The organism is Burkholderia sp. AU45388 (assembly GCF_030481585.1).
Lineage (GTDB): Bacteria > Pseudomonadota > Gammaproteobacteria > Burkholderiales > Burkholderiaceae > Burkholderia > Burkholderia sola.
The window spans coordinates 154226-166949 of record NZ_JAUJPV010000003.1 but is presented as its reverse complement, the minus strand read 5'-3'; the positions used below and the strand labels follow the sequence as shown (position 1 = coordinate 166949).

At 67.9% G+C, this 12724-nt stretch carries 10 protein-coding genes; 1 reads left to right on the top strand and 9 read right to left on the bottom strand.

Going from position 1 to position 12724, the window contains the following annotated elements; translation table 11 throughout:
• Positions 1-3: 3 nt before the first annotated feature.
• On the top strand, positions 4-1107 hold the full coding sequence (locus tag QZM72_RS08210; RefSeq protein WP_301737790.1) for a type IV pilus twitching motility protein PilT: 1104 nt from the start codon (positions 4-6) through the stop codon (positions 1105-1107).
• A 124-nt stretch (positions 1108-1231) separates the two neighbouring features.
• Here QZM72_RS08210 and QZM72_RS08205 read toward each other — a convergent pair whose 3' ends face one another.
• The 9 genes from QZM72_RS08205 to QZM72_RS08165 all read right to left on the bottom strand — a co-directional run bounded on the left by QZM72_RS08205 (position 1232) and on the right by QZM72_RS08165 (position 12656).
• Complete coding sequence (locus QZM72_RS08205) at positions 1232-1852, bottom strand: ANTAR domain-containing response regulator (RefSeq protein WP_301737789.1); 621 nt, start codon at positions 1850-1852, stop codon at positions 1232-1234.
• Positions 1849-3024: a transporter substrate-binding domain-containing protein gene (locus tag QZM72_RS08200; protein WP_089469837.1), complete on the bottom strand. Its 1176-nt coding sequence runs from the start codon at positions 3022-3024 to the stop codon at positions 1849-1851. The genes QZM72_RS08205 and QZM72_RS08200 overlap by 4 nt, the downstream gene beginning before the upstream one ends.
• Positions 3025-3070: 46 nt before the next feature.
• Positions 3071-4354, bottom strand: coding sequence for an amidase (locus tag QZM72_RS08195; RefSeq protein ID WP_301737788.1), 1284 nt, complete (start codon positions 4352-4354; stop codon positions 3071-3073).
• Positions 4355-4378: 24 nt separating this feature from the next.
• Positions 4379-5086: an ABC transporter ATP-binding protein gene (locus tag QZM72_RS08190; protein ID WP_089469839.1), complete on the bottom strand. Its 708-nt coding sequence runs from the start codon at positions 5084-5086 to the stop codon at positions 4379-4381.
• Complete coding sequence (locus QZM72_RS08185) at positions 5083-6933, bottom strand: branched-chain amino acid ABC transporter ATP-binding protein/permease (protein WP_301737787.1); 1851 nt, start codon at positions 6931-6933, stop codon at positions 5083-5085. Before QZM72_RS08185 ends, QZM72_RS08190 begins: the two co-directional genes overlap by 4 nt.
• Positions 6926-7759: a branched-chain amino acid ABC transporter permease gene (locus QZM72_RS08180; protein WP_301737786.1), complete on the bottom strand. Its 834-nt coding sequence runs from the start codon at positions 7757-7759 to the stop codon at positions 6926-6928. The genes QZM72_RS08185 and QZM72_RS08180 overlap by 8 nt, the downstream gene beginning before the upstream one ends.
• A 72-nt stretch (positions 7760-7831) precedes the next feature.
• Positions 7832-8986, bottom strand: coding sequence for a substrate-binding protein (locus QZM72_RS08175; protein ID WP_089469842.1), 1155 nt, complete (start codon positions 8984-8986; stop codon positions 7832-7834).
• Positions 8987-9066: 80 nt separating this feature from the next.
• On the bottom strand, positions 9067-9966 hold the full coding sequence (locus tag QZM72_RS08170) for a nitrilase family protein (protein WP_301737785.1): 900 nt from the start codon (positions 9964-9966) through the stop codon (positions 9067-9069).
• 272 nt (positions 9967-10238) lie between these two features.
• Positions 10239-12656, bottom strand: a complete 2418-nt coding sequence (locus QZM72_RS08165; RefSeq protein WP_301737784.1) for an FAD-dependent oxidoreductase — start codon at positions 12654-12656, stop codon at positions 10239-10241.
• Positions 12657-12724 lie beyond the last annotated feature (68 nt).

Genomic DNA, 12724 nt, shown 5'->3' with positions numbered 1-12724 from the left:
GATATGCACAGTCACCCGTCCGAACCGCGCGACCTGACCCAGGAGATCCTCGACCTCGTCGATCAGCGCCGCTTCTTCACCGACCTGCACATCGAGCAGGACCGGCCCATCATGATCAAGACGCCGCGCGGCTGGGTCGAGACCGAAGGCGGTCCGATCATGCTCGACGAAATGGCGCCGATGCTCGATGCCGTCGACGACGACTGGGACAATCGCCTGCGCGACGGCGCGATCGATCGCCAGTTCGTGCTGACCGGCTGCCGCCTGCGCGCGCACGTCTACCGCACGTCGAACGGCCGCAAGACCGTCATCTCGATCCGCCGCCTGCCGCTCGCCCCGCTGCCGCTCGACAAGCTCGGCCTGCCCGCGTACATCCGCTCGACGATCGAGACCGCGAGCATGGGGCTCGTGCTCGTGACCGGCGTCACGGGCTCGGGCAAGACCACCACGATCGCGTCGCTGCTCGACCATCTCAACCGCACCCGCAACTGCCATATCGTCACGATCGAGCAGCCGATCGAATACGCGCTCGACAGCCACCAGTCGATCATTTCCCAGCGCGAGGTGCCGACCGACACCCGCAGCTTCTCCGCCGGCATGCGCGAAGTGCTGCGCGAGCGCGCCGACGTGATCATGGTCGGCGAGATCCGCGACATCGAAACCGCCGAGGCCGTGCTGCAGGCCAGCGAATCGGGGCACCTCGTATTCGCGACCATGCATACCGGCAGCGCACTCACCACCGTCACGCGCCTGCTCTCGTTCTTTCCCGCCGAGCAGCGCGAACGTCATTCGGCATCGCTCGCGAACGCGCTGATCGGCGTGATCTGCCAGAGCCTCGTGCCCAGCGAAAGCGGCGATCAGCTCGTGCTCGCCAGCGAACTGCTGTTCAACCACAATCAGCAGATCAGCGCGTTCCTCACCGATCCGTCGAAGATCCCGATGCTCGCGGAATTCGTCCGGCGCAAGGAGGACAACATGTCCCGCTCGCTCAACGAAAGCCTCGCGCAACTCGTCGCCCGGAATGCCATCACCGCGCGCGATGCATTACGTGCGACCTACAACCGCATCGAACTCAACGAAATGCTTCAGCAAACCGGCCTGCGTTGAAGTCATTCTCGCCAGCCGGACAACGCGCGAAGACAATCTTTGACAATCTGTTACGATTCGCGCCGCGCCGGCCGCAGCCGGGGCGCCCGCCCGCTCGCCGTATGCGATGTACTGCCGTTTTCGATCAGGATCGGGCGGGTTTGTCGAGGCCGAGTTTTTCCATTGCCTCGTGCGCGTCGATCACCATCGTCGCGACTTCGCCGACGGTCACGCGCAGGCGGGTCGCACGCGAGCGGAGATGTTCGTAAGCGTCGTTTTCGCTCAACTGGTGCGATTCGATCAGGATGCGCATCGCGCGCTCGATGTGGCGGCGCGCCTTGATCGCGTCCTCGAGCTTGCCGATCTTGCTCTGCAGCCGCTGCTGATAGCCGGACGACGCGCGCGCGAGCACCAGCGTGCTCAGGATGCCCGTCGAGCGATAGGGCTTGGTGATGACGCCGTGCGCCTGCGTATCGACGAGGATCTTCAGCACGGTCGGGTTTTCATAGTCCGCCAGCGCGATCAGCGTCGCCCGCGTGTCGGCCGCGCACCAGTTGCCCGCGCGGCGCGTCTCCGGCCCGACCAGGAAGAACACCGCATCGGCATCGTCGGGCAACTGCGCGGGAAACGGCCACAGCACCGTCACCGGGCAGCCGATCCGGCCCAGTTGCTCGACCAGCACGTTGCGATCCTCGCCGGGCGGATGGATCACCAGCACGCGCAACGTGCGCAGATCGTCGAACAGCCGATGCGCCCACGTGGTCATGGCCGTTCTCCATCGAGCCAGAACTCGGCGAATCCGTACGACACGAGGTACGGATCGGGCTTGACGGGCCCGCTCCCCTCCCAAACGATGTCGAACGCGCCGTCGGGCCGGCACACGGCGATGCGCGGCGTGAGGATCGCATGATTGTTGTCGCGGTCGATGCGCAGCATGCCTTCGGGCGAATCGAATTCGACGTCGTGCACCGCGTCGACCAGCTTCGCCGTGTCGAGGCTGCGCGTGCGCGCCAGCGCGAGCGCGAACAGGCGAACCTGGTTGTACGCCATCTCCGACCACATGCTCGCGGGCTGCTCGCCGAAGCGCGCGCGCCACGATGCGAGAAAGCGCCGGTTGCCGTCGAGATCGAGCGTATTCAGGTAGCTGGCCGACACGATATGGTGGCCGCACAGTTCCGGGCCGATCATGCGCGTCTCGCCCTCGGTCATCGTCAGGCTCGCGATCGGCACCTGGGCAGGATCGATGCCGTGCTCGCGATACAGCCGATAGAACGCGCGCGCGCTGCGGCCGATCAGCGTCGAGAACACGACGTCCGGCGGCGCCGCGCGAATCTGGCGAACCACCTCCGCGAGCGCTTCCGGATCGGCGTCGTTCGGCAGGTAGATTTCGTCGACGATCTCGCCGCCGTGCTGCTCGACCATGTCGCGCATGATGCGGTTCGATTCGCGCGGGTAGATGTAGTCGGCGCCCACCAGGAAGAAACGCCGCCCGCGGTTGCGCAGCAGATAGGCCGCCAGCTGCATGCTGTTCTGGTTCGGCACCGCCCCCGTATAGATCACGTTCGGCGAATATTCGAAGCCCTCGTAGATCGAGCAATACCAGAGCAGCGCATTGTTGCGCTCGATGACGGGCAGCACCGCCTTGCGGCTCGACGACGTCGAACAGCCGAAGATGACCGTGACGTCGTCGTCCTGGATCAGGCGCGACGCGAGCCGACGATATTCGTCGGGATCGCCGCGCGGATCGTAGACCACCGGGTCGAGCGGGCGTCCGTCGACGCCGCCCGCCGCGTTGATTTCCTCGATCGCGAGCACGGTGCCGAAAAAGTGCTCGGATTCGGTCGCCGCCGTTACACCCGTGCGCGAATACAGCACGCCGATGCGCCATCCGGCATCCGCGCCCGACTGTCCCGACGACTGCTGCGACTTCGCCTGCATGTCGTTTCCTCCAGTGTCCGTGCTCATCGTGCCGGCACGCGCCCGCTTACGCGACCGAGATCGCCTGCTCGACGAACCGCGCCGCCGCGAGGCAGCGCAGGTCGTCGCCGCGCGGGCCGATCACCTGCACGCCGATCGGCGCGCCGCGCGCGCCGCGCAAGCCGGGCACGTTCACGCACGGCGCGCCGAGCAGGGTCCAGTTCCGGTTGAATGCCGGATCGCCGGTCGACGCGAGGCCGTCCGGCGCCTCGTCGGGCGCGCTGGGTGTCAGCAGCGCGCTCAATCCGTCGAACCAGCCGCCGAGTGCGTCGCGCGCGGCCGCGAGTTCGGCACAGGCGGCGAGATAGCTCGCCGTATCCACCTGCGACGCGCGCTCGAGAAACGTCGCGAGCATCGGCGTCAACGCGTCGCGATGACGATCGTACTCGAAACCCAGCGTCCGGTATGCCTCGTAACGCTGGATCGTCTCGTGCGCATCGGTCATGCGCGCCATCCACGGCGCGAAGCGCACGCGGCGCACGCGGGCGCCCGCCCGCTCGATCGCGCGGATCGCCGTGTCGAGCACCGCGCACGCGTTGTCGGACGGCTGCGTCCACGGCCACGACTCGGGCACGCCGAACACGGGGCCTTCGAGCGGCGCCGCGTCGACGGTTCGCGGGTCCCGCGCGGCCAGGGCCGCGCCCAGGTACGCGACGTCGCGCACCGTCGCCGCGAACAGGCCGACGGTGTCGGCCGTCCACGAGAAGCCCTTCATGCCGGCGGTCGGCAGCATTGCGACGGTCGGCTTGTAGCCGGCGATTCCGCAGAACGACGCGGGACGGATCGTCGAGCCGCCCGTCTGCGAGCCGATCGCGAACGGCGCGTAGCCCGCGGCGACCGCCGCCGCCGATCCCGACGACGAGCCGCCCGCGGTGCGGCCCGGGTCGCACGGATTGCGCGTGACCGTCGGCGCCATGTACGCGAACTCGCTCGTCACGCTCTTCGCGATCACGACACCGCCCGCGCGCCGCAGCATCGTGACGATGGCCGCGTCGGCGGCCGGCCGGTGCCGCGCATAGATCGGCGAACCGTGGCAGGTCGGCAATGCCTGCGTGTCGAAGATGTCCTTGACGACGACCGGCAAGCCGCCCAGCGGCCCGTGCGCCGCGCCGGCCGCCGCCAGCGCGGCCTCCCGCGACACCACCGCCGTCAGCGCGCGGACCGACGCCTCGACAGCGTCGATCCGCGCGAACGCGTCGTGCATCGCGCGACTGCGCTCCGCGTGCGCACCGTCGATTCGCGCCAGCATCTGCAGCGCGGAGCGCGGGCGATAAAAACCGGTTTCGTGCATGTGCGTTCCGTGTGTAAGCAGACCCTAGACCCGCAGGTGCGCGAAGACCGACGCGGCAGCCGACGGCGCCTTCGCATCGCCGTCGTCGATCAGCGCGCCCTGCTTCAGCACCGCATAGCGATCGGCGACCTTCAGCGCGAACGGCACGTTCTGCTCGATCAGCAGCAAGGTCGTGCCGCGGCGCTCGCGCTCCCACAGCAACACGTCGGCGAGCCGGTCGATCACCGACGGCTGCAGGCCTTCGGTGATTTCGTCGAGCAGGATCGTCGACGGCCGCATCATCAGCGCGCGTGCCACCAGCAGCATTTTCTGCTCGCCGCCGGACAGCGTTCCCGCGTACTGCTTCAGCCGGCTCGCGAATACCGGAAACACCGGTTCGATCTCGGCGAAACGTTCGTCGAACGTCGATGCCTGCGCCAGCCCGAGCCTCAGGTTGTCGCGCACGCTCAGGTCGTGGAACAGCGCGTGCTCCTGCGGCGCATAGGCGATCCCCGCACGCGCGATCCGGTGCGGCGGCAGCCGCGTGATGTCCGCGCCGTGCGCATGGATCGAGCCGCCCGTCTTGGGCAGGTAGCCCATGATGGTCTTCAGCAGCGTCGTCTTGCCCATGCCGTTCTTGCCGAGCAGCGCCACCGCCTCGCCGGCGGCGATGCGCATCGTCAGGCCGCGCAGCACGATCGCATCGCGATAGCCGCTCGTGACCGCGTTCACGTCGAGCGCAATCCCGCTCATGGCGCCTCCTGTCGCACGGCCGCGGCGCCGCCCTGCGCGCTGCCGGCATAAATGGTTCGGACCAGTTCCGACGCCACCACGTCGGCGAAGCTGCCCTGCATCACGATCCTGCCTTGATGCAGCACGACGATGCGGGTCGCGACTTCCGCGACGAAATCCAGGTCGTGCTCGACGAGCAGGCAGCACAGCCCGTACCGGTGCGCGAGCGCCGCGAGCACGTTGCCGATCTGCGTGCGCTCGACCTTGGTCAGCCCCGCCGTCGGCTCGTCGAGCAGCACGATGCGCGGCTCCAGCGCGAGCACCATCGCCAGTTCGAGCGCCTGCTGCTCGCCGTGCGACAGATCCTTCGCGACGGCATCGAGCTTGCGATCTAGGCGCGTCGCCCGGATCACCTCCAGCGCGTACGGCGGCAGCGCGAGCGTCGTCGCGGAACGCACCAGCGATGGCCGCTCGACGAGGGTGCCGGCGATGCGCAGGCATTCGGCCACGGTGAGGCTGTCGAACACGTTGGCGTTCTGGAACTTCCGGCCGAGGCCGAGCCGCACGCAGCGCTCCGGCGGCATCCGGCCGATCTCCGTGCCGCCGAGTGCGACGGTGCCCGACGAGCGCTCGGCGCCGTCGCTCATGCAGCGCATCAGCGTCGTCTTGCCCGCGCCGTTCGGGCCGATCAGGCCGACCAGCTCGCCGCCGCCGGCCTGCAGGTCGATGCCCTGCAGTACCTTGAGACTGCCGAAATGCCGCTCGACCGCGCGCATGTCCAGCGCGGGCGCGGTGCCGGCCGCGGCGTCGCGTGCGCGTACCGGCCGCTCCACGAGCACCGGCAACGGCCGTCCGCTCGCGATGAAGCGGCGCACCGGCCGCGCGAGCAGCGGCACGAGGCCCTTCGGCAGCAGCACGATCACGACGACGAACGCGGCGCCGAGAATGAGTTGCCACGCGAACGGCATGCTCCCGCTCAGGTAGGCCGTCGCGACGTTGATCAGCAACGAACCGAGCACGGGCCCCCACAACGTGCCGCGCCCGCCGAGCGCCACCCACACGACGAGTTGCGTGCCGAGCACGAAACCGGACAGCTCGGGCGCGACCACGCCGCTGAACGCGCCGTAACCGAACCCGGCGAGCCCGGCGATCATCGCGGTCGCGACCAGCAGCACGATCTTGACGATCGACGTATCGATGCCGAGATACGCACAGCGCGCCTCGTTGTCGCGGATCGCGACCAGCAGGCGGCCGCCATCGCTGCGCACGAACACCCAGGCCAGCACCGCGACGGCCAGCAGCGCGGCACCGGCGATCCCGTACCACTGGCCCAGCGACAGGTCGAAGGTCTCGAAGCCGGTCAGCCCCGAGCTCGAGCCGGTCCATTCGCCGCCCGACAGCAGCGATTGCGTCAGCACGATCGGCAGCACCAGCGACATCACGGTCGCGAAGAACGGCGACGCGCCGCGATAGAACGACAGCCAGCCGAACACCGCGGCGACGGCCGCCGTCGCGGCGAGCGCCGCGCCGATCGCGAGCAGCGCGTGCGGCGCCGAAAAACCGCCGTGCGTGAACACGAGCCCGGCCGCGTACGCGCCGATGCCGAAGAACGCCGACTGGCCGAAGGTCAGGTAGCCGGTATAGCCCCACAACAGGTCGACCGTCACCGCGACGATCGAAAAGAAGAACGCCTGGATCAGGACGTTCAGCAAATACGCACCGAACACGAACGGACCGGCGACCAGCAGCACGGCCGCCACCGCGACCACGATCGCGAGGCCGCGCCACGCGTGCGCACGCGGTGCACGCGCGCCCTGCGCCGTCGAATCGGCGCGATGCGGCTCGAACGAGGCGTCGACCTTAGCCATGAGCGAACCCCCGCGGTCGGATGCGCAGCGTCAGCGCCGCGAGCACCGCGATCGTCAGCCCGCCCAGCACCGGGCTGACGAACGTGCTGACGAGCACCTGGCATGCGCCGAACACGATGCACGTGACGAGCAGGCTCGTCATCGAATGCCCCGACACCATCACCAGCATGAACGCGCTGACGATCCACCCGACGCCCATGTCGGGATCGACGCTCGACAACGGCGTGATCAGCGCGCCGGCGAGCGAGCCGAGCGCCGCGCCGAGGGCGAACGTGACGAAGCGGATGCGGCCCGAATGAATCCCGAGCCCGCGTGCGAGACCTTCGTTCATGATGACGGCCCGCGTCTTCACGCCGAAGCGCGTGCCCGACAGCAGCAGCGTCAATCCCGCGCAGAGCCCGAGCGCGATCGGTACCAGCACCAGCCGGTAGGCCGAGTATTCGGTGCCCGCGATCGATACCGCGCCCTTCATCGACGTTTCGACGAACTGCACTTCACGGCCGAACACCATAACGATGATCTGCCCGATCACGATGCCGAGCCCCCAGGTGGCCAGAATCGCATCGAGCGGCCGTTTGTACAGCGGCCGGACGATGATCCATTCGACCGCCATGCCGACCACCGTACCCACCGCGATCGCGAGCGGCACGCTCACCCACGGATCGAGCCCCAGCCGCGTCACGACGAAGCTCGCGTAGGCGCCCAGCGTGAGCAGCGCGCCGTGCGCGAAGTTCACGATCCGCATCACGCCGAAGATCACCATCAGGCCGACGGTCACGATGAACAGCACGGCCGCCGTCGTACAGATGTCCAATGCCAGTCCCATGTCTGCCTCCCGATTCAGGTCTGGTTCAGGTGAGGTTCGCCGCCGGCGAACCCGTGTGCGCCGCGGTGCGCGCTACTTGAGCTTCGGGCACTGCATGCCGGGGTCGACGTCGGCGAACGTCTGCAGCACCTTCACCGAACCGTCCGGCTGAATCTGTCCGAGGCGCATCGCGAGCGGCACGTGGCGGCTGCGGTTCATCGCGACCGTTCCGCGCGGCCCGTCGAACGACACCTCGCCGAGCGCTTTCACGACCTTCGACGAATCGGTCGACCCCGCCTTCTCGACCGCCGCCTTGTAAAGGAAGAACGCTTCGTACTGCGGCTCGGACAATTCGTTCGGCGTCTTCACGTCCTTGCCGAACTTGCTGTCGAGCGCCGCGATGAACTTGCGGTTCTGCGGCGAATCGATGCCGGTGAGGTAGGACGCCGTCATGAACACGCCGGTCGCGACGTCGCCCATGCCCTTGGCCGTGCCTTCGTCGATCGCGAGGTTGCCGTACGGCAGCGTGAGGCCCGAGCTCTTGAGCTGCTTCGCGAGCGCGACGTTCGGCGCGCCGCCCGCCGTGGCGCTGATCAGCGCATCGGGTTTCGCCGCGCGGATCTTCGAGAGCACCGGCGTCCAGTCGGTGCCGTCGATCGGCAGGTAGGTCTCGCCGATCACCTTCCCGCCGTGCCGTTCGATGTACTGCTTCGTGAAGTCGAGCATGCCGCGGCCGAACGCGTAGTCGTTGCCGACGAGGTAGAACGTCTTCGCGCCGCGGCGCTTGTCGAAGTAATCGACGATCGGCGCGACCACCTGTTCGGGCACCCAGCCGTTCACGTACATCCACGGGCTGCACGAGCGGCCTTCGTAGAACGACGTATAGATGAACGGCTTCTTGCCGCGCGCGACGATCGGCAGGGCCGCGTTGCGCGCGGCGCTCGTTTCCATCGAGATGATCGCGTCGACGTTCTTCTGGAACACCAGCGTGTCGTACGCCTTCTGCGCGCCCACCGCGCCCGAGCCGTCGTCGGCGATCACGAGTTCGACCGGACGCCCCAGAATGCCGCCCGCCGCGTTGATCTCGGCCACGGCCAGTTGCGACGACTGCACGACGGCCGGCGCGACGACGCTGTTGGCGCCCGACAGCCCGACCGCGACGCCGATCCGGATCGGCTCGGCCGCCGATGCGGCCATCGATGCCGCGACGATGAAGGCGGCGGCGATTGTCTTGTTCAACGACCTCATGATGCTTCCTTGTAGTGGGGGTGAATCGCGGCGCATCGCGGGTGAATGACGCCGGGTGAGGCACGCAACGGCTGACGCGGTCATGGCGGCGACACCGGCCAGCCGGTGCCGAGCATCGGGTCGTAGATATCCGCGCGCCGGTCGCGCAGCACGTGGTTGTGCGCGTTCAGCGCGCGGCCGGCGCGCGTGCGGGCCACGTCGATCGTCCCGTAGACGATCTCCTCGCGATCGATGCTGGCCGGGCCCGCGACCGGCCAGCCGTCGCCGCCGACGATCAGGCTCTGGCCGATGAACGGCTGGTCGCGCTCGATGCCGACCCGGTCCGCGCACGCGATCGCGACGCCGTTGCTGTGCGCGGCGGCCATCGTCAACGTGGTCGCCATGCCCGGACGGTCGTCGGGCTGCGACGGCATCGGCACCCAGTTGGTCGGCACGCAGACGAGATCGGCGCCCTGCATCGCGGCCAGTCGAAACGTCTCCGGAAACCACACGTCGTAGCAGATCGCCATCGCGATGCGTCCGAGCGGCGTGTCGAACACCGGCACACCGCGGTCGCCCGGCTCGAAAAAGCGCTTTTCGTTGTCCCACAGATGCAGCTTCCGGTACACGCCGAGATGCCCGCCGGGCCCCGCGAACAGCGCCGAGTTGTAGAGCCGCGCGCCATCGCGTTCGGCGATGCCGCTCACTATGTGAACATTCAGGCGCCGCGCGATCGCTTCGAACGCCCGCGCCGTCGGGCCATCGGGCACGGGCTCCGCGAGCGCCAGCGCCTCGTCGCGATCCTCGAACACGTAGCCGCTGTTGGCCAGCTCGGGCAGCACGATCAGCGCCGCGCCGTTGCGTGCGGCCGTCTCGATTCGCTCGAGCGCGGTCGCGAGGTTGTGCTGCGCCGCACCGATCCGCGGCTCCATCTGCACGCAGGCGATCATGAATGCGCGCGCGTGCGCCGCATCCCCTTTCGCCGGGCCGTATTCCGCCATCTGTCTTTTCTCCCGAAAAACAAAAAGCCCCCGGACCGGCGTCGTGCGACGCAAGTTCGGGGGCTTCGTAGCCGTCCATATGTGGCGCGGCAACGTTGCCGCGGAGGCGCCGTCGAGCTTGGCGCCTCAGTCCGGCCGAATATAAGAAGCCATTTTCGACGTGTCAAGCGATTCCTCCGGCGTCGTTGCCGCGTCATGCCACCCCGGTTTTCGACGCACTTGTCGCGTGCGGCCGCGACGCCTGCCGCCCTGTCGCGGCCGCACGCGCACGACTACAGGATCTGCTGCTCCCACGGCGAGTTCGGGGGCAACGCGCCCTCGTAGTGCTTCACCATGCTCTGCACCGCGTTGATCGCCGCGGCGAACGGACCGCTCGCGAAGCCGGCCTCGGCCGTCACCTTCTCGTTGATGAAATGCAGCCCGCTCGACTCCAGCGTGTTGGCGTACAGCGTGCGCGTATTGTCGAGATCGTTCGGCGCGTCCATCTTGAATGCGCCGCCTTGGGTCGGCACCTCGGTCCAGTGCGTGTAATGACTGCGCGCTTCCCAGTGCTTGTCGATCAGGTCCGCGAGATTGCGCAGCTTGGCGCCGTCCTCGGGTTCGGCGCGCTTCGCCGATTCACGCAGCGTGCCGACCAGGTTCTCGATCTGCTCTTTCTTCGTCTTGCCCTCGACCTTCTTCGCGTTGTCGCCGAGCGTGTAGCTGAGGTAGATCACTGCGTTGTCACCTTCCTTCGCGGGGGCGTGCAGATACAGTTGCTGGAACTCCGCGGTGGACTGCAGGTTCTTCGGCAATGCCTCCGGATGGAACTCGTCGGCCGGCACGGTCATCGTCATCTTGGTCGCGCCGACGATGTTGACGCTGTCCAGCGCCACGGCGAGTTCCGCCGAGACGAGGCTGCCCTCGCCCTGCTTCGTCAGGCCCAGTTGCGTCGCGACCTTCGGGCTCGCCGCGAAAAAGACTTCGTCGTACGTTTCGGTCTTCGTTTCGCCGTTTTCCTCCCACGACACGCGGTACTCGTCCTTGCCGGTCGTTTCGTTGGTCGTCTTTTCGACGCCCATGGCCGGCGCATTCAACCGGATCGCGCCCTGAGCCTCGAGCGACTGGCGGCCGGGCGGCAGCCCCGCGGTATCCGCGATCATGCGCTTGAGCGGTTCGTCGGCGCCATCGACCAGCAACTGGTGGTTTTCGAGCCGTTCGTCGACGAGGAAGCGCATTTCCTCCAGGAAACCCGTGTTGTAGTAGCCCTTGTAGCCGCCGACGCCGATGCCGACCGCGCCGAAGGTTTCCCAGTGTTTGTCGTCCCAGTGAATGCCGTTTTCCTTCAGCAGATGCTCCACGCCTTCCTTGAACGTGAACGGATCGAACCGGTTCTTCGCGGCCTCGCACAACTCGCGAAATTTCGCCGTATCGCCCGCGTCCCGTGCGTCGCGCATCGGCTGCGTCAACGATCCCATCGCCTTGTCGAAGTCGGACTTCACCTGCTTCAACACCGGGTCGGTCGGCTCCTTGCCCGGCTCCGCCTTGCGCACGCTTTCCTCGAGCAGCAGCAGCGCACCGACCTGGCTCGGGTTCGTGAAATCGATATGCCGGAGTTCGTAGTGCTCCGCGAAGCTCCAGTAGAAGTTGCCGTGCGTCGTGTGAAAACGCATGCCGCCGGGATGCGTGGCGGTCGGGCTCTGGGTGCCGTCGTCGAGCTGGCGATGGTGCGTCGCGAGGCGGCCGCCGATGTGATCCTCCGCCTCGAGCACCGTCGACGTCACGCCGATGCGGTTCAGGCTGTCGGCCGCCATGATCCCCGCCGGGCCCGCGCCGATCACGCACACCCGGAGCTTTTTCGCGACGTCCGGCGGCAGGGTGCCGACCTTGCGGCCGTTGTCCCAGTAGAAGCCCTTGTAGTCGTACATGTGATCGAGCGGCAACGTCATGCGCATGTCGGCATCGCGTGCGCGGACCGCGCCGCGATGCGTTTCGTCGGTGGCCGCCTTCCCGAACGACCCTTCGAGGGCCGTGCGCGCCGACGTGCCGCACGCCGCGAGCAGGCGCTCCGCATCCGCGGTCGGCATGTGGGCGGCCGTGTGTTCGAGCCACGTCGCGACGTTCGGCTTGCCGGCGAGCCGCTTGCTGCCGGCGCCGACCGTGTCGAGCACGTCGCTTTTCTCGCGCTCGGACAGGGCGTGCCAGTGCAGCGTCAGCTCGCGGCGCATCTGCTTGATCTGCGGCGCCGCGCTCAGGGTCGAGAGCGTGGTCAGGTTGGTCGTCATCGCTTCGAGCAGCTTGGCGCGATTGTCCGCGGACGGCCATTTGCCTGCTGCCTGCGAGAAGTAGTGGCCGAGCGACTGCGGCTTGAGCGGCGGAATCTCGCGCCCTTCGGACGACAGTTGCTCGCGTGCCGGCCGCGCCCTGTTCTTGGACGATTCGGCGCCCAGGCTGAAGGCCGCCGTATCGATGCGGCTCGACGGCCAGCCACTGGACGTCTCGGTGCGCGAACGCTTGGCGGCGGCCTCGAGTTCGGCGGCCGACGCGCGCGGGCTGCCCTGCGTGGGCAGCGCGCTGCGGCGCGTCACGCCCGTGACTTCGGGCAGCGTCGAACTCGACGGGCCGACCGGCGACGAAGGCGATGCCGGACGCTCGAGCGTGGCGTGTTCCGCGCTTTCGGCGGTGTGAACGTTGGGATTGACCGATTCCATTTCGACGTTTCCTTTCGGGTTGCAGAAGGGGATTGAGACAACGATGGGGTGAAACGGGCCGCGACGGC